Origin of the sequence: Sinomonas sp. (assembly GCF_036848755.1) — a bacterium.
Lineage (GTDB): Bacteria > Actinomycetota > Actinomycetes > Actinomycetales > Micrococcaceae > Sinomonas.
Genome location: NZ_DAIUJO010000037.1, coordinates 12,054 through 33,647 on the forward strand (window position 1 = coordinate 12,054; position 21,594 = coordinate 33,647).

Annotated in this window: 22 protein-coding genes; 12 read left to right on the forward strand and 10 right to left on the reverse strand. The window is 69.9% G+C overall.

From position 1 onward, the window contains the following. Nucleotides 1–12: 12 nt before the first annotated feature. The 3 genes from V7053_RS08035 to V7053_RS08045 form a co-directional block, all read right to left on the reverse strand. Nucleotides 13–414 carry a hypothetical protein gene (locus V7053_RS08035; RefSeq protein ID WP_334171753.1) on the reverse strand — a complete coding sequence of 134 codons (402 nt, stop codon included), beginning with the start codon at nt 412–414 and terminating at the stop codon, nt 13–15. Between the two features lie 13 nt (nt 415–427). Beyond that, nucleotides 428–760 carry a DnaJ domain-containing protein gene (locus V7053_RS08040; protein ID WP_334171754.1) on the reverse strand — a complete coding sequence of 111 codons (333 nt, stop codon included), beginning with the start codon at nt 758–760 and terminating at the stop codon, nt 428–430. Between the two features lie 85 nt (nt 761–845). Then, complete coding sequence (locus V7053_RS08045; protein ID WP_334171755.1) at nt 846–1,268, reverse strand: Hsp20/alpha crystallin family protein; 423 nt, start codon at nt 1,266–1,268, stop codon at nt 846–848. A gap of 141 nt (nt 1,269–1,409) precedes the next feature. On the opposite strand from V7053_RS08045, the gene V7053_RS08050 reads away from it, so the two are divergent. Next, nucleotides 1,410–1,709, forward strand: a complete 300-nt coding sequence (locus V7053_RS08050; protein ID WP_334171756.1) for a MerR family transcriptional regulator — start codon at nt 1,410–1,412, stop codon at nt 1,707–1,709. A gap of 128 nt (nt 1,710–1,837) precedes the next feature. Here V7053_RS08050 and V7053_RS08055 read toward each other — a convergent pair whose 3' ends face one another. Further along, complete coding sequence (locus V7053_RS08055; protein WP_334171757.1) at nt 1,838–2,746, reverse strand: LysR family transcriptional regulator; 909 nt, start codon at nt 2,744–2,746, stop codon at nt 1,838–1,840. 131 nt (nt 2,747–2,877) lie between these two features. Between V7053_RS08055 and V7053_RS08060 the strand changes: the two genes are divergently transcribed. From V7053_RS08060 to V7053_RS08070, 3 genes are all read left to right on the forward strand, one after another. Next, complete coding sequence (locus V7053_RS08060) at nt 2,878–6,453, forward strand: bifunctional proline dehydrogenase/L-glutamate gamma-semialdehyde dehydrogenase (protein ID WP_334171758.1); 3,576 nt, start codon at nt 2,878–2,880, stop codon at nt 6,451–6,453. Nucleotides 6,454–6,634: 181 nt separating this feature from the next. Next, complete coding sequence (locus V7053_RS08065; protein WP_334171759.1) at nt 6,635–7,249, forward strand: hypothetical protein; 615 nt, start codon at nt 6,635–6,637, stop codon at nt 7,247–7,249. 124 nt (nt 7,250–7,373) lie between these two features. Then, entirely contained in the window at nt 7,374–7,841 is a 468-nt protein-coding gene (locus V7053_RS08070) for an NUDIX domain-containing protein (RefSeq protein ID WP_334171760.1), read from the forward strand. 160 nt (nt 7,842–8,001) lie between these two features. Here V7053_RS08070 and V7053_RS08075 read toward each other — a convergent pair whose 3' ends face one another. Next, complete coding sequence (locus tag V7053_RS08075; protein WP_334171761.1) at nt 8,002–8,322, reverse strand: hypothetical protein; 321 nt, start codon at nt 8,320–8,322, stop codon at nt 8,002–8,004. A 1-nt stretch (nt 8,323) separates the two neighbouring features. Between V7053_RS08075 and V7053_RS08080 the strand changes: the two genes are divergently transcribed. Together V7053_RS08080 and V7053_RS08085 are read left to right on the forward strand one after the other, a co-directional pair. Beyond that, nucleotides 8,324–9,592 (forward strand): PucR family transcriptional regulator, encoded by a 1,269-nt coding sequence (locus V7053_RS08080; protein ID WP_334171762.1) that lies wholly within the window; start codon nt 8,324–8,326, stop codon nt 9,590–9,592. Beyond that, nucleotides 9,589–10,536 carry a glutaminase gene (locus V7053_RS08085; protein ID WP_334171763.1) on the forward strand — a complete coding sequence of 316 codons (948 nt, stop codon included), beginning with the start codon at nt 9,589–9,591 and terminating at the stop codon, nt 10,534–10,536. The genes V7053_RS08080 and V7053_RS08085 overlap by 4 nt, the downstream gene beginning before the upstream one ends. Here V7053_RS08085 and V7053_RS08090 read toward each other — a convergent pair. After that, a complete protein-coding gene (locus tag V7053_RS08090; protein ID WP_334171764.1) occupies nt 10,533–12,197 on the reverse strand; it encodes a sensor histidine kinase in 1,665 nt (554 codons plus the stop codon). The two genes, V7053_RS08085 and V7053_RS08090, sit on opposite strands and share 4 nt — an antisense overlap. 76 nt (nt 12,198–12,273) lie before the next feature. Between V7053_RS08090 and V7053_RS08095 the strand changes: the two genes are divergently transcribed. Genes V7053_RS08095 through V7053_RS08110 form a run of 4 tightly spaced genes read left to right on the forward strand, consistent with a single transcriptional unit; the run spans nt 12,274 to nt 16,160 of the window. Further along, nucleotides 12,274–13,365 carry a SpoIIE family protein phosphatase gene (locus V7053_RS08095; protein ID WP_334171765.1) on the forward strand — a complete coding sequence of 364 codons (1,092 nt, stop codon included), beginning with the start codon at nt 12,274–12,276 and terminating at the stop codon, nt 13,363–13,365. Further along, nucleotides 13,362–15,398 carry a glycosyltransferase gene (locus V7053_RS08100; protein ID WP_334171766.1) on the forward strand — a complete coding sequence of 679 codons (2,037 nt, stop codon included), beginning with the start codon at nt 13,362–13,364 and terminating at the stop codon, nt 15,396–15,398. Before V7053_RS08095 ends, V7053_RS08100 begins: the two co-directional genes overlap by 4 nt. Further along, complete coding sequence (locus V7053_RS08105; protein WP_334171767.1) at nt 15,395–15,727, forward strand: STAS domain-containing protein; 333 nt, start codon at nt 15,395–15,397, stop codon at nt 15,725–15,727. The genes V7053_RS08100 and V7053_RS08105 overlap by 4 nt, the downstream gene beginning before the upstream one ends. After that, nucleotides 15,720–16,160: an ATP-binding protein gene (locus V7053_RS08110; RefSeq protein WP_334171768.1), complete on the forward strand. Its 441-nt coding sequence runs from the start codon at nt 15,720–15,722 to the stop codon at nt 16,158–16,160. Before V7053_RS08105 ends, V7053_RS08110 begins: the two co-directional genes overlap by 8 nt. Nucleotides 16,161–16,188: 28 nt before the next feature. On the opposite strand, the gene V7053_RS08115 is transcribed toward V7053_RS08110, so the two are convergent. Further along, the gene (locus V7053_RS08115; RefSeq protein ID WP_334171769.1) at nt 16,189–17,766 is read right to left on the reverse strand and encodes an HNH endonuclease; all 1,578 of its coding nucleotides are present in this window, start codon (nt 17,764–17,766) and stop codon (nt 16,189–16,191) included. A gap of 72 nt (nt 17,767–17,838) precedes the next feature. Next, nucleotides 17,839–18,627 (reverse strand): LysR family substrate-binding domain-containing protein, encoded by a 789-nt coding sequence (locus tag V7053_RS08120; protein WP_334171770.1) that lies wholly within the window; start codon nt 18,625–18,627, stop codon nt 17,839–17,841. A gap of 30 nt (nt 18,628–18,657) precedes the next feature. Here V7053_RS08120 and V7053_RS08125 point away from each other — a divergent pair, with 30 nt between their 5' ends. After that, the gene (locus V7053_RS08125) at nt 18,658–19,062 is read left to right on the forward strand and encodes a DUF5997 family protein (RefSeq protein ID WP_334171771.1); all 405 of its coding nucleotides are present in this window, start codon (nt 18,658–18,660) and stop codon (nt 19,060–19,062) included. 20 nt (nt 19,063–19,082) lie between these two features. On the opposite strand, the gene V7053_RS08130 is transcribed toward V7053_RS08125, so the two are convergent. Both V7053_RS08130 and V7053_RS08135 read right to left on the reverse strand, forming a co-directional pair. Further along, a complete protein-coding gene (locus V7053_RS08130; protein WP_334171772.1) occupies nt 19,083–19,937 on the reverse strand; it encodes a hypothetical protein in 855 nt (284 codons plus the stop codon). Nucleotides 19,938–19,950: 13 nt separating this feature from the next. Further along, on the reverse strand, nt 19,951–20,331 hold the full coding sequence (locus V7053_RS08135; RefSeq protein ID WP_334171773.1) for a MarR family winged helix-turn-helix transcriptional regulator: 381 nt from the start codon (nt 20,329–20,331) through the stop codon (nt 19,951–19,953). Between the two features lie 86 nt (nt 20,332–20,417). On the opposite strand from V7053_RS08135, the gene V7053_RS08140 reads away from it, so the two are divergent. Further along, a partial coding sequence (locus tag V7053_RS08140; protein ID WP_334171774.1) for an MFS transporter occupies nt 20,418–21,594 on the forward strand: 1,177 nt, incomplete at its 3' end.

Sequence of the window (21,594 nt, forward strand, 5' to 3'; positions counted from 1 at the left end):
GCGGGGCTGGGCCTACGTGCCGTAGATGAACTCCTCCGCGTGGGCGACGGCCTTGCGGAAGGAGTCGTTGCGCAGCGCGACCGCGTGCTCGTTCGCCCCGCCGTTCCTGGTCACGGCCTCGACGTAGCTTGAGAGCCCGGGCGGTCTGAGCACCCAGATTCCTCCCTGCGGCGGCAGATAGAAGACGGCGAATGAGCGCGCCGAGGAATCGTTCTCCCAAACGGGAACGACGGCGACGGCGGCGCCGGTATCCACATTGATCCACTGGGCGCGGGGGCGCGGCTGCTCCTCGTCGTAGACGCTCGGATCGAGGAACGGCGCGGTCCCCTCACCCCATTTCTCCTCGAATCTCTCGTGGAACACCGGGAACAGTGCGTGGTCGTAACGGCGCCAGCCGCCGGCCGTCGGGCTCACTGATCTCCTCCTTTCAGGGGAGCCATGGGAAGAGGATCCTCAAGAGGTCTGGCTCGTCGAAGACGGAGCGAGCGGGCCACGCGGCGCTTCGCGGCTCCGGCAGGCCCACCCACAGGTTGAAGGTAGCCTCGGCGCGCCGCAGGGCCTGGTCGTACGCCGCGCGGCGGAGCGGGTGCCCGAGGACCGCGTAGGCCTCGAAGACTGCCCGGAGCCGATCCGCGTCGGCGCTGCCTGCCTCTGACGCGTCCGGATGAAGCTCTCTCACAAGGCGCCGATAGGCCCGGCGAATCTCCTGCTCGCTGGCCGAACGGTCGACGCCCAGCACCTCGTAGAAGTCCGCATGCATGGGGACCACCACCCATGCGGCTGGGCAGGCGCTCCGGCAGATCCCGACGGCGGCCCCCGCGGCCAGGATCTGCCGGAGCGGGGACTCAGGCCGCTATCTCTCGCTTCGCCTTCGACGTCTCGACGCTGATCTTGCGCGGCTTCGCCTGTTCGGCGATCGGGATGTGCAGCGTCAACACGCCGTCCTCGTAGTTGGCGGTGACGTTCGCCGTGTCGAGGGCATCCCCGAGGATGAGTTCCCGGCCGAACACGCCGGACGGACGCTCCGCGGCGACGACTTCGGCGTTTTCGGGCCGGTGAGACTGCCTCTGAGCACGCACCGTCAGGACGTTGCGCTCGACGTCGACGTCGATCGAGTCCGGATCGACGCCGGGAAGGTCGAACTCAACCACGAACTCGCCATCGGCGCGCCACGCCTCGAGCGGCATCGTCGTCGGCCGCGACGCATTACCGAAGACCTGCTCGGTCAGGCGGTCAAGTTCGCGGAACGGGTCGGTACGCATCAGCATCGTTGCCACCTCCAAGGGTTCGATATAGGGTCAAGTACTTGTTGTCCGATCGACATCTAATCTGTCTCTCGAGACGTAGATATCATAGATCCAACCATGCAGATGAATGCAAGGGGAATTTTCCGCGGGAGAGGAGCCGGAATGTCGCCGAAGCGTCATCCGTCCGACGGCGTCTACGCCATCTCGGTCGCAGCAGAGCTCTCGGGCCTGGGCCTTTCGAGCCTCCGGCTCTACGAGCGCAAAGGCCTCATCGCCCCATCCCGCACTGAAGGCGGCACGCGACGCTACAGCGAGGACGACATGCACCGGCTCGAGCGCATCAGCGAACTCCTCGACGCGGGCCTCAACATCGAGGGCATCAAGCTCGTCCTCGCGCTCGAGGCCGAGAACGCCCGGCTGCGCACACAGCTCGCAAAGGCGCGCGCAGCGCCCGGCCGCTGACGCCATGGTTCGCACGCCCGCCTTCGCCGCGCGCTGTTGGTACGCGCCGTTTGTGTGCTGGGCTCGCGCTGTTTGTGTGCTGGGCTCGCAGGGTAGCCATCGAGCGGGAGCGACGCTCGCGGCACCGGCTACGGCAGGAGTTCGCGGGCAGCCTCTTCGAGCACGGCCCGGACAGCGACCATGACCGGGTGACCGGCGCTCGAGGCCCGCATCGAGGTGAAGACCGTGCGATGCGGGGCGCCGGCGAGCTCCACGAGACGGGCCGACGGCGTGCGGCCCACCCAGACGAGGTCAGGGAGGAGGGCGACGGCGTTGCCCGACTCGACGAGCCCGACGTGGGCCTGGAGGTCCGCGGTTTCATACCGGACGTCGGGTTCGAAGCCCGCCGCCCGGCAGGCCTGTTCGGCCCAGTGGCGGGAAGCAGCGCCATGAGGCTCCATGACCCAGGGAAGGTCGGCGGCGTCCTGAAGGCGCCGCACGCCGTCGAACGCCTCCCCGTCCCCCGGCGGAGGGACGGCGAGGCGGATCGCGTCGCTCGTGAGCGGCTGCCGGTCCAGGCTCGGGTAGTGGGGCGCGGCATGGTGGGGGTACTGCTCCGCGACCACGAGGTCGAAGTCGCGGGCCCACGTCTCGTGCAGCGCGGTTTCGGGCTCGTGCTGGACCATCTCGACCCTCAGCGCCGGGTGCCGCTCGCGCAAGGTCCGCAGCGCCGTCGGCATGAGAGCAAGCGCGGCGGTCTGGAACACCGCGAGCCGAACCGTTCCCCGCACCTCCCTGTGGCTCGCCGCCAGCGCGGCCTCGGTCCGTTCGAGGGCGTCGAGAAGCTCGCTCGTGTGCTCGACCAGAACGAGGGCCTGCGGAGTGAGGACCACGCGGCGACCGGACTTGCGGAGCAGCTCGGCCCCGACTTCCTTCTCGAGAAGGGCGAGCTGCTGCGAGACCGACGAGGGACTGTACGCGAGCGCGTCGGCCACCTCGGCGAGGGTCCCCCGAATGCTGAGTTCGCGCAGGAGGCGCAACCGCCGGATCTCAAGCATGAAGACCCTCCAATCGTTTGGTTTTCCCAATGATTATGCGTCGAAAAACATCGCTTCTGCTTCTGTAACTCACCGCACATACTGGCAGAAAGACCCGAGGCGACCCCTCACGCAATCAGACAGGACAAGAGATGACGACGCCGACCCGCGCACCCGGCTCCAAAGCCGACAGCTCCCCCCAGATCCGCCCCTCAGACCTTGCGGACGAGGCGGTCGCCCAAGTGCGGCGCTGGCTCGCCGCCGCGGCAAAGCTCCCCGTGGACCCGGCCGCGGCCCAGCTCGCCGCCGTTCTGAAGGATCCGCACGGGCTCGAGTTCACCGTCGGGTTCGTCGACGGGGTCGTCCGGCCCGAGGACCTGGGCGTCGCAGCCCGCAACCTCCGAGCCCTCGCGCCGAAGGCTCCCGCGTTCCTCCCGTGGCCGCTCAAGCGCGCCGTCCAGCTCGGGGGATCGCTCGCGCCGGCGGCACCGGGCGTCGTCGTGCCCCTTGCCCGCCGCGTCCTCCGCGAGATGGTGGGGCACCTCATCATCGACGCTTCGGACGCCCGGCTCGGGCCGGCCATCGCGAAGATCCGCAAGCCCGGGATCCGACTCAACATGAACCTCCTCGGCGAGGCGATCCTCGGCCGGGACGAGGCCTCCCGCCGGCTCGAGGGCACCCGCCGGCTCCTGGCCCGCGACGACGTCGACTACGTCTCGATCAAGGTCTCCGCAACCGTCGCGCCCCACAACCACTGGGCGTTCGAGGAGGCCGTCGAGGACATCGTCGAGTCGCTCGCCCCGCTGTACCGCCTCGCCCGGGACAGCACGCGCGCCGGGAAGCCGAAGTTCATCAACCTCGACATGGAGGAGTACAAGGACCTCGACCTCACGATCGCCGTGTTCACACGGATCCTCGAACGCGAGGAGTTCCGTGGGCTCGAGGCCGGAATCGTGCTCCAGGCCTATCTCCCGGACTGCCTCGGCGCAATGATGCGGCTCCAGGAGTGGGCTGCGGCGCGGGTCGCGGGCGGCGGGGCTCCGATCAAGGTCCGGGTGGTCAAGGGGGCGAACCTGCCCATGGAGCAGGTCGACGCCGAAATCCACGACTGGCCGGTCGCGACGTGGGGTTCGAAGCGGGAGACGGATACGTCCTACAAGGCCGTGCTCGACTACGCCCTCCATCCTGAGCGGCTTGCGAACGTCCGCATCGGTGTCGCGGGCCACAACCTCTTCGACATCGCCCTCGCCTGGCTCCTCGCGAAGGCGCGCGGCGTCGAACTGGGGGTCACGAACGGTTCCGGCTTGGTCGAGTTCGAGATGCTCCTCGGCATGGCCTCGGCCCAGGCGCAGGCGGTCCTCGCCGACGTCGGCCACCTCCTGCTCTACACGCCGGTCGTGCACCCGAACGAGTTCGACGTCGCCATCGCCTACCTCATTCGGCGGCTCGAGGAGGGCGCGAGCCAGGACAACTTCATGAGCGCAGTCTTCGAGCTCGACACGAATGACGTGCTGTTCGAGCGCGAGAAAAAGCGCTTCCTCGCCTCGCTCGATGCGCTCGACAGGCCGCCGTTCGCTGGCGGAGGGGTACCGGAGCCCCGCAGAAGGCAGGACCGGCGCCAGACGAACAAGGGGATTGCGGAGCACCACGACGGCAACGCCCCCGGCAACTCCCGCGCCTTCTCGAACACGCCGGACACCGATCCGGACCTCCCGGGGAACCGGGCCTGGGGCCGGGCGATCCTCGCGCGCGCCGAGCATTCGACGATCGGCGCTGACGTCGTCGAGCGCAACACCGTCTCGACCGCTGCCGAACTCGACTCGATCATCGCCGCGGCCCTCGACGGCGCCGCGACGTGGCACGCGTTCACCGGCGAGGAACGCGCAGCGGTCCTCGACGAGATGGGCCGTTCGCTCGAACGCCACCGCGCGGACCTCCTCGAGGCCATGGCGAGCGAATGCGGCAAGACGATCGATCAAGGAGACCCAGAGGTCTCGGAGGCCATCGACTTCGCCCACTACTACGCGAACCTCGCCCGAGAGCTCGACTCGATCGACGGCGCGCAGTTCGAGCCGAGCCGCCTCACCCTCGTGACTCCGCCGTGGAATTTCCCTGTGGCGATCCCCGCGGGCTCGACGCTCGCCGCGCTCGCCGCGGGCTCCGCCGTCGTGATCAAGCCCGCCAAGCAGGCGCGGCGTTCGGGTGCGGTCATGGTGCAGGCGCTCTGGGAGGCGCTCGACGCCGTCGCCATCCCGCGCCGCATCCTGCAGTACGTGCAACTGGAGGAACGCTCCCTCGGGAAGCAGCTGATCGCGCACCCCGACGTCGAGCGGGTCATCCTGACCGGCGGCTACGAGACCGCGGAGCTCTTCCGCTCCTTCCGCAGCGACTTGCCGCTTCTCGCCGAGACGTCGGGCAAGAACGCAATCATCGTCACGCCGAGCGCGGACCTCGACCTCGCGGCCCGCGACGTCGCCCAGTCCGCGTTCGGGCACGCGGGCCAGAAGTGCTCGGCGGCGTCGCTCGTGATCCTCGTCGGCTCGGTTGCCCATTCGCGGCGCTTCCGCAACCAGCTCATCGATGCAGTGCAGTCGCTGCATGTGGGGTACCCCTGGGACCCGCGGAGCCAGATGGGCCCCGTCGTCGAGCAGCCCGGTGAGAAGCTGCGCAGGGGCCTCACCCAGCTCGGCGAGGGAGAGCACTGGGTGCTCGAGCCGCGCCAGCTCGACGATTCCGGGAAGCTCTGGAGCCCGGGCATCCGGGCGGGAGTGCGGCCCGGGTCGGAGTACCACCTCGTCGAGTACTTCGGGCCGGTCCTCGGGGTCATGACCGCGTCGTCGCTTGAGGAGGCCGTGGCCCTCGCCAACCAGGTCGACTATGGACTCACCTCCGGCCTGCACTCGCTCGATCGAGCCGAGATCGAATACTGCACCGAGCACATCGAAGCAGGGAACCTGTACGTGAACCGCGGGATCACCGGTGCCATCGTGCGGCGCCAGCCGTTCGGCGGCTGGAAGAAGTCCGCCGTCGGGGCGGGCGCGAAGGCGGGCGGCCCGAACTACCTCATCGGCCTCGGTTCGTGGGCGGACTCTCCGGTGCACGCTGGCGCGAAGGCGCCCCTCGAGGGAGCTGGAGCCGAGCTGCTTGCGGCGGCGCAGGGCTTCTTGGAGGAGGACGACGCCGGGTGGCTCGCCGAGGCGCTCGCCTCCGACGCCGCGGCCTGGGCTTCCGAATACGGCGTCTCGAAGGACGTCAGCGGGCTTGAATGCGAGCGCAATGTCTTCCGCTACCGGCCCGTGCCCGTGACGATCCGCTTCGACGGGCCCACCTCTGGCCGTGGGGACGCCGAGCTGCTCCGTGTCGCCGCGGCCGGGCTGCGGGCGGGCTCGAAGCTGCTCGTCAGCAGCGCCACCGCACTCCCGGGCAACTGCGCGGCGGTGCTCGAGCGGCACGGGGTGCAGATCGTCCGCGAGGACACCCCCGCGTGGTTCGGGCGGGCTCGGAAGATGCAGTCGGGACGGATTCGGCTCATCGCGAGCCCCGTCTCGCCGACCGCGTCCGAGCTCTCCGAGGTGCTCGGGGGGCGCCCCGACGTCGCCGTCTACCGGCACCCCGTGGTCGGTTCCGGACGCGTGGAACTCCTGCCATTCCTGCACGAGCAGGCCGTGTCCCTCACGGCTCACCGCTTCGGGAACCCGAACAGCCTCATTGCGTCCCTGAGCGTCTGAGCGCGTGACCGCGTGAGCCTTCGGCCTCCCGTCCCTCTGCGGGGCGGGAGGCCGAATTGCTCCTCCCCTGGGTGAATTTTTCAGAAACTGTCAAGCAAAATGGTGACAGCTGTCAAGGGAGCGGCGATGATGGAGGCACTACCACATCCATCTGGGGGACAGTTGACGTCTGGGAGGACTCATGCCTTGGTTCACCGCGCTTGCCTCGAGCAAGCTTGCCATCGGCGCTCTCGCCGCTGGCGCCCTCGTTGTCGGCGGGACAGGAGCGGCCTTCGCCGTGGGCGGAACGGTTCCGGCCGCCGACCCCACCGGAACGGCAACCGACACGTCGACGGCCACGCCGACCGATACCTCGTCGGCGACGGATACAGCTACGCCGACGCCTACTGATACCGCAACGACGAGCCCGACCGACACGGCGTCCCCCACGCCCACGGAGACCTCGGAGCCCACGGAAACCGCCGAGCCGACCGAGACGGCCGAGCCGACACAGACTGCGGAGCCGACCGAGACGGCAGAGGGACCCGACGCGTCCGGCCCCGCTGGCTACGGCCTCTGCACGGCCTTCGCCCACGGCGGCATTCCGACGTGGACGGCTCCGTACAAGGCCCTTGCGGCAGCGGCCGGAAGCGCGGCCAACATCCCCGCGTACTGCGGAACTGTGGTTCCGGGCGAAGGGGCCGGCTCAAGCAGCTCGGGCGCCGCAGCCGCCCCCGACGTCGAGTCCTTCCGCCCCTCGGCACATCCCGTGCCGGCTCAGCCCAATGGGCACGGAACGGCGCACGGCCGCGGCTGAGTCCTGAGAGAAGCCCGGGCATGGGCCGCCCCATGCCCGGGCTTGAGCTCACTCCGGGGCGCCTCAGTAGGGCAGGGTCCGCGCCACCCTCGGCTCCCCGCTAGCCTGTGTCCATGGAGAAGCCATGACCGTCCGCAGCGCCGCCCTTCTGCTGTACCGCCGCGACGAGAACTCGCAGGTGCACGTGTGGATCGCGCACATGGGAGGACCGTTCTGGGCGCGCAAGGACGCGCGCGCCTGGTCGATCCCCAAGGGCGAATACCTCGATGACGAGGATCCGCTCGCCGCGGCCGTGCGGGAATTCGCCGAGGAGATGGGCACTCCCCCGCCCGCCGTCGACTACGCGCTGCTGGGGGACTTCCGCCAACCGTCGCGAAAGATCATCACCGTCTACACCGCAGAGGCCGAGTTCGCACCGGACCGCGTCGAGAGCAATACGTTCCCCCTCGAATGGCCGAAGGGCTCGGGGCGGATCCAGGACTATCCCGAGATCGACCGGGCAGAGTGGTTCCCCGAAGAAGTCGCGCGGACGAAACTCGTTGCGGGCCAAGTGCCCATCCTCGACGCGCTGCTCGAACGCCTGAGAGCCTGACCCTCGGTCAGAAATCGTTCCTGATCCCAATTCGCCCGTCGGTTCTTGTTTCCGGAACCAAGCGCGAACGCTTGCCCCCCGCCTACGATGGACGTCATCCCGCCCGGCAGCGCCGCCGGGCGGCCACGAAACCAAGGCATCAACGAGGGACACAATGGGTTCAGTCAACGTCGACGACATCCTGGAGGACCTCCCCGCAGGACTTGGCCGGCTCATCAGTCGACCGCAGCCCACGGACACTCCGGTCTCCCAAGCACTCATCCTCGACTCGGAGGACTCCGAACGCGACGTCTCGGGGGCGCTCGTGTGCCTCATGGGCGTCCGCGGCAGGGAAGCCCTGCCCATGGTGCGGCGCCTCGCGGTGAGCCGGCCGGTCGCCGTCGCCCTCAAAGCCACTGCCCCGGAGGCGCAGGAGATCGAGGAGCTCCTGCGCCCCGGGGGTGGGGCTCTTCCTCATCGATCCGAGCGCGGGGTGGGACACCGTGCTTTCGGTAGTAAACGGACGGATTCAGAACACCGACTACCACAGCGACGTCCTGACGCTCATCGAGGAAGACCTCTTCGCGATCGCCCAGACGACCGCCCGCCTCACCTCGAGCCATGTGGTGATCGAGGACGCCGCGAACAAGGTCCTCGCGTACTCGACGGTCTCCAATGACATCGACGAGCTCCGCCGCGCCTCGATCCTGACCCGACGCGGCCCGCGGAAGTACGAAGTGCTCCTCAAGGACCTGGGGGCCTATCGCGAACTGCACCGCACCCGGGGCGTCATCCGCGTACCGGAACGCCCGGAGGACGGGCTCAAGGAGCGGGCGGCCATTGCGATCTTCGCTGGGGACCGAATCCTCGGGTACATCTGGCTTCAGGCGACAGGATCGGGCTTCGCCCCCACCGTGGACGACCTCCTCGTGGGCGCGGCCCGCCGCACCTCCGCGGAGCTCGTCCGCCACCGGAACCAGCAGTCGATCCACCTGCGCGAGGACCGCGTGGCGCGGCTGCTCTCCGACCCCGACGAGGTCGCGGCGAGCGCGCGCTTTGCGCGGGTGGATCCGGAACGGCCCGCCTGCCTGCTGCTCGTCAGCCTAGCCCTCGAGGACGCGCGGGCGGCCGAGGCCGAGCTCAAACGCGGGGAGGTCGCCAACCTCGCCGCCCTCCACGCCGCGGCGTTCAAGGACTCGGCGGTGGTCGGCCAGTATGCGGGCGAGACGACGATCGTGGTGCCCGGGCTGCGGACAGGCGACGCGGCCGCGGGGCTCCGCCAACTCGCCGAGGCGATGGTGAAGGACGCCCGGCGGCTCGGCGTGGCGGTGTACGTCGCGATCGGGTCGGTGGCTCCGAGCCTGCTCGAGCTGCGCTCGACGGCGGGCGAGGCGGCCGCCGTCCTCGCGAGCGCGCGCCGCGCCGGCGGACCCCAGGTCGCCACCCTCGACGACTTCGAGACCGAGGTCCTGCTCGAAGCCGCCGTCAGGAGCTTCGAGGCGTCGCCATTCCGCCATCGCGCCCTGACGAGGCTCTGCCTCGAGGACGAGGAGCTGGCCATAACGCTCGAGGAATACTTGGCGGCCGGACTGGATGTGACGGCGTGCGGACGCAGCATGAACGTCCACAAGAACACCGTCTACTACAGGGTGGCGAAAGCCAGCAGGCTCACGGGCCTCGACTTCGGCAACCCCGTGCACAGCGCCATTGCCCTCCTCCACCTCGAACTCTGGAAGGCCAAGCGGCTGACGACGGCGGGCGGTGCCGCATGACCCCGCTCCTCACCGCCGGCGTCGGTCCGGCGATTCAGGCGCTGCTCGACGACCTCGTCGCGTCGCACCGCCCGTCGTCGCCCGCGGGCCGCGTCCCCGAGTCGATCCCGCATCTCGCTTCCGCCGACCCGCTCGCGTTCGGTATCGCCGTCGCCGGCGTCGACGGCTCGATGGCAAGCTCGGGAGACGCGGACCTGCCACTCTCCATCCAGAGCATCTCGAAGCTCTTCTCGCTCGCCCTCGCCCTCGCCCATGATCCGGAGGGGAACCTGTGGTCCCGCGTCCTGCGGGAACCGAGCGGGACGCCGTTCAACTCGCTCGTCCAGCTGGAGGCCGAGGCCGGGATCCCCCGCAACCCCTTCATCAACGCCGGAGCCCTCGTGGTCACCGACTTCCTCGTGGAACTCCTGGGCGACGCCGCCGGCAGCGTGGTCGGCTTCCTCCGCGACCTCTCCGGAAGCGCGCACGTCGCCGTCGACGAAGGCGCTGCGCAGGCCGAGCTGGCGGCAAGCAGCCGCAACCGCGCGCTCGCGAACTTCCTGGCGGGTTTCGGGAACCTCCGGAACCCGGTCGAGACCGTGCTCGAACACTACGTACGGCATTGCTCGATCACGATGACCTGCCGCGAACTAGCCCGGGCCGGGCTCTTCCTCGCCAACGGCGGCCAGGGCGGCCCCGGAGGCCAGCCCGTGCTCTCGGCGGCTCAGACCAAGCGGATCAACTCGGTCCTGCTCACGTGCGGGATGTACGACGCCGCGGGGGAGTTCGCCTACCGCGTGGGGTTGCCGGGCAAGAGCGGGGTGGGCGGCGGGATCCTGGCAGTTGTGCCGGGCCGCTGCACGGTGTGCGTGTGGAGCCCAGGACTCGACGCGAAAGGCAACTCGGTGGCAGGCACGTCAGCCCTCGCCGAGCTCACAGCCCGGACGGGGTGGTCGATCTTCTAGGCCCCGCTCCCGTCCGCCAGCGGCAGGCGGAGCGTGAAGACGCTCCCCACGCCGAGCTGGCTCGTCACCTCGAGCTCGCCGCCGAGGAGCTCGGCCACCTCCTGAGCGAGCGCCAGGCCGAGGCCAGTGCCGGGCACGCCCGAACGGAGGGCTGCGTCCCCGCGCTGAAAACGCGTGAAGACCCGCCTCAAGTCCTCGGGAGCGATCCCGAAGCCCTCGTCGACGACCGAGCAGACCGCCCACGCGCCGTCTCGCTCGGCGGTCAGGGTGACCTTCGTGCCCGGATCCGAATACTTGAGGGCGTTCGAGACGAGGTTGTCGAGGATGCGGACGACGCCGGACCGGTCGCCGAGGACGGGCAGCTCGCCGTCCGCCTCAACGGTGAGGGCAATGCCCCGGGCCTCAGCGTCGGGGGCGGCAGAATCCGCCGCCTGACGGATCAGATGGGCCAGGTCAAGGCGGACCCGGGGAAGGTCCGGCGTCGCGCCTTCGACTGACGCGGCGAGGATGTCGTCCACCATCTTCCGCAGATGGCGGGCATTGCGGCTCATCACCTGCAGGTCCGAGAGCGCCGTGGGACTCAGTGAGGGGTCGTCCTGGAGGAGCTCCGCGTAGCCGAGCAGGCTCGTGAGCGGCGTGCGGAACTCGTGCGACATCGCGGCGAGGAAGCTGTCCCGCGCCCGCACGGCCGCGACGACCTCGGTGACGTCCGAGCACGCGAGAACCGTTCCCGCCCGCTCCCCCGCGGCGTCGTGGAACTCGCGGGACGAGACGGAGACGGTCCGCGCATCCGCCCCGCGCCCGAGTCGGAACACCTCGTGGCTGATGGGATCCCCGGCGACGGCCCGGGGTATCGGCCGCTCCTCGGCGCGCAGGGGCTGGTCCGATCCGTCGCGATAGATGAGCAGCTCGGACTCGTCGACGTCGACTGCCCCCGGAGGAAGGCTCGCGAGGTAGAGCTGGCGCTGCTTGGCATTCATGAAGACGTCCTTGCCCCCACCGTCCAGGACGAGGACCCCGACATCGACCGTGTCGAGGATGGTGTCGAGGAGGCGCTGCCTGGTCTCACTTCTCGCGAGGAGCTCCTCGACCCTGCGCTGCTGGGCCAAGCCGCTCAAGGTCAACACTGCGATCGAGACCGCAACGGCCACGAGCATGAACGGCACGACGATCTCAGAGACGAGATTGTGGGGTTCGGCTGCACCAAGCGCCAAGAGCGGCAACCAGACCATGAGCAGTGACGCGAGAGCGCTCAGGGCGACCGTGAGGCGGGGGCGGAACCCCGACGCGGAGAGCCAGATGACGGGGAAGACCCCGAGAAGCCCGACCCCGGAGATCACACCGCCCGCGCTCGGGCGGATGAGTGCGAGGGGAATGAAGTCGAGCAGGGGGACCGCGAGGACAGCCCATCCGGGAAGGCGATACCACGGGACCGCCGCGCACACCCCGAGAAGCGCGAGGGCCATGAGCTGGCCTGCGATGAAACCGGCGCTCTTGAGGGTGTGGGGATCGACGCCCAGGAGGACGACGGCGACGAGCAGCAGCGTCACGTTGAGTGGGAGCTGGCTCAGTACCGCCTTCCGCCTCAGCCCAAGCCCGTGGAAGCGATTCTGGGCTCGCACCAAGACATCGAGCAGCTTCTCCACTTCGTCTCCCGTCACCTACTTGATAATCCACAGACAAGTTTGTGACATCCGCGGTAAGAAATGGTTGAGTTGGTCCTGCGAAGGGAGAACGATGACACGTCGCGCGCTCATCATCGAAGACAACCCCGACATCCGCCGGCTGCTCGAGGCCACGCTCACGCGCCAGGGGTTCGAGGCGACGAGTGCCGGAGCAGGCTATCCGGCCCTCGAGACCGCCCGTCGCGTCACGCCTGACCTCATCACACTCGACCTCGGACTTCCAGACCTCGACGGGCTCGAGGTCTGCCGGACCCTCAGGGTCTTCAGCAATGCGTACATCCTCGTGGTGACGGCGCGCGCTGCGGAGGCCGACCGTCTGGAAGCCCTCGACCGGGGCGCCGACGACGTGCTCGCCAAGCCCTTCAGCCCGCGGGAGCTCCAAGCGCGTGTGGAGGCACTCTTCCGTCGGCCACGCGCAGCCTCCGTCCCGGAGAGCGAGCTGCAGACGGCGGCTCGCGTCCAGCAGGGTCTGCTGCCGGAGCACGCCCCGAATGTCCCCGGTTACGAGATTGCCGGCGCGTGCCACCCCTCTCGGAGCGTCGGGGGGGACTTCTTCGACTGGGAGACGGACGGCGCTTCGCTCGCCTTCACCCTCGCGGACGCGATGGGCAAGGGCATGGGCGCGGCCCTCGTCGCCGCCACCGCGCGCGCCGTCCTGCGCCCCGGGCGGCTCGAGCAGGGACCAGGCGCACTCGTCGGCACCGCGGCGCGAGCCCTCGAGCCCGACCTGCTACGGCTCGGCTCCTTCGTCACGCTCCTCCACACCCGCCTGGATGCGGCGACGGGGGAGTTCACCTACGTCGACGCAGGGCACGGCCTCGGCCTGCTCATCCACCCGGACGGCATGTGGGAGCGGCTCACGACGTCCGGCCCCCCGATCGGCCTGCTTCAGGGTGCCGAATGGACGGCGCACGACAGCGTGCTCGAGCCTGGCGGAGCGCTCGTCGCGCTGAGCGACGGCTTGCTCGAGGCCTTCCCGCGGGTCGACGAGGCACTCAACGCGGCTGCCGCGGCCGTCCTCGAAGCCCCCGACGCCGACTCCGCCGTCCGCGCCATCATCGACCTCGATTCAACGAGCCAGGACGACACCACGGCGATCGTCGTGAGGCGAGGCGACCCGGCAGCGGGGGTTGCCTCGGGATGAGCCGCCTCGTCCTCCGCGTTCTGTCGACCCTCGCGGTCCTCGCGGGCCTCAACTACATCGTGTGGCGCTGGATGTCGTCCCTCAACTGGGGTGCGTGGTGGATCGCCGTGCCCCTCGTCGTCGCTGAAACCTACTCGATCATCGACGTCAGCCTCTTCTCCCTCACGGTCTGGCGCATGTCCGAGCGAGACCAACCGCCGGCCGCCCCCCAAGGCCTCACGGTCGACGTCTTCATCACCACGTACAACGAGGATCCCGAGCTCGTGCTCGCCACCACGGAGGCGGCGCTCGCGATGCGCTACCCCCACACCACGTGGGTGCTCGACGACGGCTCGCGGCCGGAGCTGCGCGCTGCAGTCGCGCGTATCGGCGCCGGCTACCTCTCACGCGGCGACGAGTGGGTCGGCAAACCGCGGCACGCGAAGGCCGGCAACCTCAACAACGCGCTGCAGGAGACGCAGGGCGAGTTCATCCTCATCCTCGACGCGGACCAGGTGCCCTACCCTGAGCTCCTCGACCGCACGCTCGGCTATTTCAACGATCGCCGGGTAGCCCTGGTCCAGACGCCGCAGTACTTCGGCAACGTCCCGGACGACGATCCGCTCGGGAGCCAGGCTCCCCTTTTCTACGGGCCGATCCAACAGGGCAAAGACGGCTGGAATGCTGCCTTCTTCTGCGGCTCCAACGCCGTCCTGCGGCGCGAGGCCCTCATGCAGCTGGGCCTGACCAACTACGTCTCCGACACCGAACGGCGTGTCCGGCGGGCCCTCGCCGCGGGCGGCCGCGTGGTACGGCGCGCACGACGCCGGCCCGAGGCCAAGGAGCCGAGCGTCGCCTCGCTGCTCGAGAGGGTCGAGCGCGCCATCGACGAAGGCAGCCGGCGCCTCGTGACGGGCGGCTCGATCGGCGAGGCCACCTACGCCGTCCAGTCGCAAGTCGATTCGGCCGTCCGTGAGCTGGTAGCCGGGGACCTCGCTCGAATGACCGGAGACCTGGCCGCCCTGCGGGCCGAGCTCGGCGTCGAGGACGACCCGGGCGACGACCTCGCGGCCCTCGACACCGCCGTCGACCGCCTCGCGGCTCGGGATCTCTCGCCGCTCGGGGCGCTCGAATCCGTCAAGACCGTGCTCGACGCGGTGAGCGTCGAGCGGCTCCACGAGGCGCAGCCGGTCATGCCGCTCTCCACGATCTCGGTGACCGAGGACATGTCGACGTCGATGCGCCTCCACGCCTCGGGGTGGCGGAGCGTCTACCACCACGAGATCCTCGCCGTCGGGCTCGCGCCCGAGGACCTGCCGTCAATGCTCACGCAGCGGATGCGGTGGGCGCAGGGCACCGTTCAGGTCATGCTGCGGGAGAGTCCCCTCACGATGCGCGGACTCTCCTGGGGTCAGCGCCTCATGTACTTCAACACGATGTGGAGCTACCTCTCGGGCTTCGCGGCGATCGTGTACTTCGCCGGCCCGCTCGCCTACCTCCTGTTCGGCGTCCTCCCCGTGACCGCGCTGAGCCCCGACTTCTTCGCCCGGTTCATCCCGTTCATGGTGCTCAACCAGCTCATGTTCGCGTGGGCCGGTCGAGGCGCCAAGACCTGGCGCGGACAGCAGTACAGCCTCGCGCTCTTCCCGACGTGGATCCGCGCGTGCAGGACCGCGGCCGCGAACGTCTGGTTCGGCCGCCCGCTCGGCTTTGCCGTGACCCCGAAGGGGCGGCAGGAGGGCGGAGTCAACCCGCTCCGGCTCCTCTGGCCGCAGGCGCTCATGGCGGCTCTCCTGGTCATCGCGAGCGTCGTCGGGATCGTGCGGTGGGTCGGCGGCGAAGGACAAGGCCTCGGCACCATCGTCAACATTGCCTGGGCCGTGTTCGACCTGGTTCTGCTGAGCGTGCTCGTGGGGGCCGCAAGGTATCGAGGCTACGAAGCGATGTCCCAGACAAACGCGATGCCCCAGGCAAACGCGGTGTCCCAGGCAAACGCGGAGCCGGTTTCCGGCTCGCGGAGAGATTCCGTATCGCATACAAAGGAGGAGCGATGAAGTTTGCCGTCGAAGAGCGTGACGGCTACACCGAGGTGGCCGCGCAGGGACGGCTCAACATGGTGAGCGCCCCGCTGCTGCGGTCCGCCGTGGCGGACGCCATCGACGCAGGGCATCGGCTTCTGGTCCTCAACCTGGGGGCCACGGACTTCATGGACTCGTCTGGTCTGGGTGCCCTCGTCGCCTGCCTCAAGGCAGCGCGGCAGGCGGGCGGCGACCTCCGCATTGCGAACGTGGGCGAACAGGTCCAGATGGTGCTCAAGCTGACGAGCATGGACCGGATCCTCACGCCGTACAGCGACCCCGAGGACGCGTTCCGAGATGCCTGACCTGCTGGCCCAAGGCCACGTCCGAGGCCCCGCTGCCCCGCCGATCGTCGACGCGGTCCAGGACGAGCTCTCGCGCGTCTGGGACCAAGCCTTCGTCATCGACCCGACGGACAGGATGCCGTTCGAGCTTGCCGTGGTCGAGGTCGTGACCAACGCCGTGCGGCACGCGAAGCCGGACTCGGACGAGGAGGCGGACCAGGTCGAGCTCGATCTCGAGGTCGAGGTGCGCCGAGACCTGCTGCTTGCTCGGCTCTTCGAGCTGGGCGCCCAGCCGCTCGAAATTCCCGAGAGCGCTGGCACGATGCCCGGTCCCGAGTCGGAGGCGGGCCGCGGTCTGGCGCTCGCCCGCCAACTCCTCACGACCATCACCTGCGAGCGGCGCGACGGGGCGAACGTGTGGACCCTCACCCGCTCAGCAGACGGGAAGGCCTGATTCGGGTCTAGGGTTCGCCAGACACGCTTTAGCCGGCGCGCTGTTTCCTCGGCGCGTCCTCCCTGTGCGTGGGCGCGTCCTCCCTGTGCGTGGGCGCGTCCTCCCGGTGATGCATCGTCAGTCGAGCTGAGCCCGGGAGAGTCGGCGGGGGTGAATAGTACTCGTGGCCGGTCGGAGTGAGGGTCACGATATCCCCGAAAGTGCCGTCCGGTCCCTCGCTTCCCACCACGGCCCGCTCCCAGCCGGTCGATTCCTTGACATGGTTGCAGGCCTCGCACAGGCCTTGGCCGTTCTCCACGCTCGTCTCCCCACCCGAGGCCGCCGGGACGACGTGGTCGATGTGCCGGATCGGCGCCTCGCAGTACGGGGTGCGGCAGAACTGATCGCGGATCTCGATGAACTCGACGAGGGCCCTCGGGAAGCGACGTGAGCGGGACTCCATCGCTGCGAGCTCCCCCGTGCTGGGATCGAGGTAGAGGCGGCGCAGCCATGCCCCGGCGAGCGAGGCAGCCCCCGCCCCGCCTGAGGAGCTGCTGGTCGGCCTGCCCGCCGCTCCGGTTGCGGTTTCGGTGGCGGCGACCATGGCCCGGGCGTGGGCGGCCGGGATGGTCCCGTACCCCTGGAGCAGCGCCGGCTCGCGGGCGCCCCCGAACAGGGACGAGTCCGTCATCACCAGACCCACCCGCAGCGGCACCGCGTCCGCGTGGGCCTGCCCGGTGAGGCGTTCGACGAGGGTGTCGGCGGCCACCTGCGCCGCCGTGCGCCCATCCCCGGCGGCCCTCGCCGCGGCGCCCGCTGCCCGCAGCGCACCTGCGGCCGCGGCGGCCTGAGCCACCGGGAGGACCGCGGTGAGCTGGGCCATCGCATCGGGAAGGCGCCGCACCGTGACCCTGCGCCCCTCCTCGGCCCTGCGGGCCCGGGCCAGGGCGGCGCGGTCGTCGATGGCGTCCACCGCAGCCCGCACCGCGTCCTGCACTCCCCGGTCTCCCAGGGACTCGAGACGCCGGGGATGGCCGGCGAGGTCCTCGTCGACGGCGGAACGGGCGGCCGGAGAGAGGACCTCGACCCCCTCAGCGACCCAGACCGCCCGGTCCTCGGTGAGATGGCCCCGCGAAAGTGCCCGCAGCGTGTGGGGCATCTCGCCCACGAGCCGCCTCGACGCCGCCAGGAGCCGGGACCCGCGGGCCGGGGAGACCTTCCGCGCCAAGGCGATCTGCGCCGACGCAGAACGCTCCCGAGTCCTCGCCGCGCTCCGGCCCGTCGCGCTCTCCAACGCCGCTGCCCGCGGGTCCATCCCGGCCTCGCACAGCCGGGCGAAGAGCACCTGAACGCGTGCCTGCTCGGCCGCGGCCGCCGCTTTCAGGCGTTCGAGCGCATCGAGCCGGTCGATCAGCTCCGGACCCGTCAGATCCCCCAGTCGCCCGGAGAGCCCCAGTCGCCCGGAGAGCCCCAGTCGCTCGGAGAGTCCCAAGCGCACAAGGAAGGAAACGACCTCCTCCGTCGACGGCCCATTGCCCCCGGGCAGGAGGCGGCTCATCGCCTCGCGCCAATCCCCCTGCGGCTCCGCCGCATCGGCCCCGTCCCCCACGTCCCCCACGTCACCCATGCGAAGAGCATATCGAAGAAGTGTTCGAAGTACAAACGGATGTTCAAATAAAGATTCGAGAAAAGGCGATCCCTACCGCGGACCGCGTCGGCGCGTGCCGCGTCCCTTCCCGGCACCGCCCTTGCCGGCACCGCCCTTGCCGGCACCGCCCTTGCCGGCACCGCCCTTGCCAGCCCCGCCCTTCCCGGCACCGCGCTGGTTCTTGCCCGCGCGAGAGGCATCGTTCCGTGCCCGGGCCACCGCGGACTGGGCCGCCGACCGGTCCGAACGACGCTGCTTCGCGGCCTCCTGCTCCCCTCGCTGGACGGAGGCCTGCCTCGAGCTGCTCGCCGACCTCCCGCGCACGATGCCGATGAACTCCTGAATGGCGTCGCTCTCGTTCTCGCGCAGCCACACCACGCCGACTTCATACCCGGGGACGCCCGTCACCGGGCGGTATCGAAGCTCCGGGCGGTTGAGATGCCGGACCACACTCATCGGAAGGATCGCCAGCCCGGCTCCGCCCTCCACCAGGTCTAGCCGTTCTGAGGGGCCGCCGTCGTACTCGAACAGCTCGTCCTCGATCTCGGCGAACGGCACCTCGTCGAAGGCCTGGATCTCGTGGCCCTTCGGGGCCACGACGACGGGCAGCTCCTCGTAGAGCGGGATCAGGTGGATCCCCTCGCGGTCGACCGGGAGACGGACGAACACCAGGTCGGCGCGGCCGTCACGGAGCACGTCAAGCTGGCGGCCGTCCTCGACGAGCTCCGATTCGAGCGGGATCTCGGGAAAGCGCTCCTCCCAGCGGCGGAACCACTTTCCAGGCGCGACGCCCGCGACGAAGGCGACGCGCAGGGACGCGGGGACGTGCTCGGAATCCATGCGTCCACGGTACCCGGCTACGCTTAATCCATGACTTCCCGCAAGCCCCAGTCCATGAAGCCGGCCACCGCCGCCAAGAAGCTGGGCATCTACCTGCCGGCTACCCCTCAGGAGTTCCAAGAGGGCGAGGTCTCGCGCGAGGAACTCGACGAACTGCAGTCGAACCCGCCGGAGTGGCTCGCCGAGCTGCGCCGCAACGGTCCCCACCCGCGCCCCGTCGTTGCGCAGAAGCTCAATGTCACGATGAGCGGCTTGTCGCGGGCGGGCATCAGCGAAGCTCTCACCACGGAGCAGATCGGCGAGCTCCTGCAGAACCGGCCGCAGTGGCTCGTCGAAGAGCGCGCCAACATGGCGGCGGTGCGCGCGGAGCAGAAGCGCGTGCGCGAGGCCACCGCCGCGAAGAAGAGCAAGGGCGCATCCAAGCACTATCACTGAGCCGCGAAAGTCCGGGGGAATCAGCCGCCGCAGGAGTAGTCGCCGTCGACCGTTGAGAGGTACTGGGTCAGCACGATCCTGCCGTGCCCCGTGAAGGGCCGGCGCATGCACAGCGACTCGGCCGCAATCGCCGTCGTAGCCCCCGGGAGCCACTCGGGCAGGGCGGCGAGGGGGCTTGTCGACGGCGTGCTCCCGACGATGCGGCCCCACTGCTTGGCCGTCGAGTAGATGCCCACGCGCGCGCCCTGCGCGGCGAACGACGCTGTCATGCCCTCGAGCACCGCGCGGTTCTGCGTCGTGTCGGCCTGCCACGTGTTGGCGACCTCGACGTCGAGCCACCAGGTGTAGTCGCTCGCCGCGGACGGAAGCCCAGCGGCCCGTGCGGCTGGCGCAAACCGCTCCGCGACGTCGTCGCCCGCCAGCCCCCAGCCGAACTGCCACGCGCATGCAGGCGTCGCGTGCCCCGTGCACGTCCCGTAGGGGGTGGCGCCCGACGTCGGCCAGCCGGCCGGGAGCCTGGCCGGCGCGGGCGCGGCGGGGTCGGCCGTATTGACGTAGAGCTGCACCTTCGCCTGGGCGGTCCCACCTGTGGTCCCGGCCGCCCAGCCGAGCTGGCTCTGGAGGCACGGGTTCGTCGTCGTCGAAATGCCGTGGTTCAGCCCGACGACGCCGAACGCAGCCCCCGCTGGCGGCGGCGCGCTGCACTGCGGGTACGAGATGTCCGCGCCGAGCACAGCAGGCGCCGTGGACCGTGCGGGAGGCCGTGGGGCGCTCGGGACTGCCGCTCCGCCGAGGGCGAGGACGAGGACGGCGGCTCCGGCCGCACCGGCCGAGCGCACCGCGAGGTCTCGGAATGCTCGGAGGGGACGCGCCAAGGGTGCCGGTGCCTCAGCGGGGAAGGTTGGCTGCGAGGAGGTCGCGGTGCGTGACGGCGGCTTCCGTGTGCAGTCGGTCGCCCGCCTCGGTCAGCTCGACGTACAGCGAGCGACGATCTTCGGCGCAGGCCGCGCGCCGCACGAAACCGGCCTTCTCGAGCCGGTCGACGATCTTCGAGAGGGCGCTCTGAGTCATGGGGGAGACCGCCGTCAGGTCCTTCATACGGCACCCCTCATGGCTGTGCTCGGCGAGGAGGTCGAGCGTCTCGAACTCGTTCAGACCGATGCCGTGGCGGGCCGAGAGCTCGCGGTCGAGGGTGTTCGACGTCTTGAGGTAGGCGCACTGGATGGCCCGCCACTGTTCGACGAGCTGGGGGGTGGCCTCCGTTGACATGCCGACCATTCTACGCGTCCGAGCTTTTATATTCCACGTCAATATTTTCCTTGTCATTTGATGATGCGTCATGTAGCGTCCTAGGCATGGCACAAGAGCTGACCTCCCTCCCCGACTTGGCCACCCGTCAGACCTTCAACCCGGAGTCCACTCCCGTCTGGACGCGCGCCCAATGGCTCCTCCTCGTCACCCTCTGCGTCGTCCTCGCCCTCGACGGACTGGATGTCTCGATGGTGGGCGTCGCGCTCCCCTCCATCGGGCGTGAGCTCGGCCTCGGAACAGGGGCCCTCCAGTGGATCGTGTCGGGCTACGTGCTCGGGTACGGCTCCTTGCTCCTCCTGGGTGGTCGCATGGCCGACCTTCTCGGGCGGCGCCGGATCTTCCTCGCGGCGCTCTCCGTCTTCGCTGCGGCCTCCCTCCTCGGCGGCCTCATGAGCGACCCGAGCCTCCTCATTGCGACGCGCTTCGTCAAGGGACTCGCCGCCGCCTTCACGGCACCGACCGGATTCTCGATCATCACGACGAACTTCGCGGAGGGCCGCGAACGCAATCGGGCGATCTCGATCTACACGACGTTCGGGGCGAGTGGGTTCTCGCTCGGGCTCGTCGTCGGCGGCCTCATGACGGCGCTCAGCTGGCGCTGGACGTTCCTGTTCTCGGTGCCGTTCGCGGTCGCGGCCGTGCTCCTGGGCCTGCGGTTCATCCCGCGGGACCGGCCAGCGGCGGGCGGCGGGCATGACCTGTGGGGCGCGCTCACGCTCTCCGGGGGCATGCTCGGCCTCGTCTTCACCCTCGTCTCCGCCCCCGGTGCAGGCTGGGGCTCGGCGCAGACGGTCGGCGGATTCGCCGCGTCCGCCGTGGTCCTTGCCGCGTTCGGGTGGATCGAGACCCGGGCCAAGCACCCGCTGCTGCGGTTCGGGATCCTCCGCGAAGGCTGGGTCGCGCGCGCCAATCTCGCCGCCGTCGCCCTCTTCGGCTCTTACTTGAGCTTCCAGTTCATCGTGACGCTGTACCTGCAGTCGGTCCTCGGCTGGGCGCCGCTCGCGATGGCCCTCGCCCTCCTCCCGGCTGGCCTCATGGTCGCGGGCAGCGCCCCGTTCGCGAGCCGGCTCATCGACCGCTTCGGGGCGTCACGGCTCGTCGTCGCGGGACTGCTCTCGCTCTCGCTCGGGTACCTGCTGTTCCTCCGGATCGGAACCCATCCCGCGTACCCGACGGACATCCTCCCCTCCGTGCTGCTCCTCGGCGTCGGCTTCGCCCTCG

Bases quoted from the DNA above. Each gene is read 5' to 3' on its own strand.
- V7053_RS08040 (WP_334171754.1), bottom strand. From the start codon at position 760: ATGCATGCGGACTTCTACGAGGTGCTGGGCGTCGACCGTTCGGCCAGC.
- V7053_RS08045 (WP_334171755.1), bottom strand. From the start codon at position 1,268: ATGCTGATGCGTACCGACCCGTTCCGCGAACTTGACCGCCTGACCGAG.
- V7053_RS08050 (WP_334171756.1), top strand. From the start codon at position 1,410: ATGTCGCCGAAGCGTCATCCGTCCGACGGCGTCTACGCCATCTCGGTC.
- V7053_RS08055 (WP_334171757.1), bottom strand. From the start codon at position 2,746: ATGCTTGAGATCCGGCGGTTGCGCCTCCTGCGCGAACTCAGCATTCGG.
- V7053_RS08060 (WP_334171758.1), top strand. From the start codon at position 2,878: ATGACGACGCCGACCCGCGCACCCGGCTCCAAAGCCGACAGCTCCCCC.
- V7053_RS08065 (WP_334171759.1), top strand. From the start codon at position 6,635: ATGCCTTGGTTCACCGCGCTTGCCTCGAGCAAGCTTGCCATCGGCGCT.
- V7053_RS08070 (WP_334171760.1), top strand. From the start codon at position 7,374: ATGACCGTCCGCAGCGCCGCCCTTCTGCTGTACCGCCGCGACGAGAAC.
- V7053_RS08085 (WP_334171763.1), top strand. From the start codon at position 9,589: ATGACCCCGCTCCTCACCGCCGGCGTCGGTCCGGCGATTCAGGCGCTG.
- V7053_RS08095 (WP_334171765.1), top strand. From the start codon at position 12,274: ATGACACGTCGCGCGCTCATCATCGAAGACAACCCCGACATCCGCCGG.
- V7053_RS08100 (WP_334171766.1), top strand. From the start codon at position 13,362: ATGAGCCGCCTCGTCCTCCGCGTTCTGTCGACCCTCGCGGTCCTCGCG.
- V7053_RS08105 (WP_334171767.1), top strand. From the start codon at position 15,395: ATGAAGTTTGCCGTCGAAGAGCGTGACGGCTACACCGAGGTGGCCGCG.
- V7053_RS08110 (WP_334171768.1), top strand. From the start codon at position 15,720: ATGCCTGACCTGCTGGCCCAAGGCCACGTCCGAGGCCCCGCTGCCCCG.
- V7053_RS08115 (WP_334171769.1), bottom strand. From the start codon at position 17,766: ATGGGTGACGTGGGGGACGTGGGGGACGGGGCCGATGCGGCGGAGCCG.
- V7053_RS08120 (WP_334171770.1), bottom strand. From the start codon at position 18,627: ATGGATTCCGAGCACGTCCCCGCGTCCCTGCGCGTCGCCTTCGTCGCG.
- V7053_RS08125 (WP_334171771.1), top strand. From the start codon at position 18,658: ATGACTTCCCGCAAGCCCCAGTCCATGAAGCCGGCCACCGCCGCCAAG.
- V7053_RS08135 (WP_334171773.1), bottom strand. From the start codon at position 20,331: ATGTCAACGGAGGCCACCCCCCAGCTCGTCGAACAGTGGCGGGCCATC.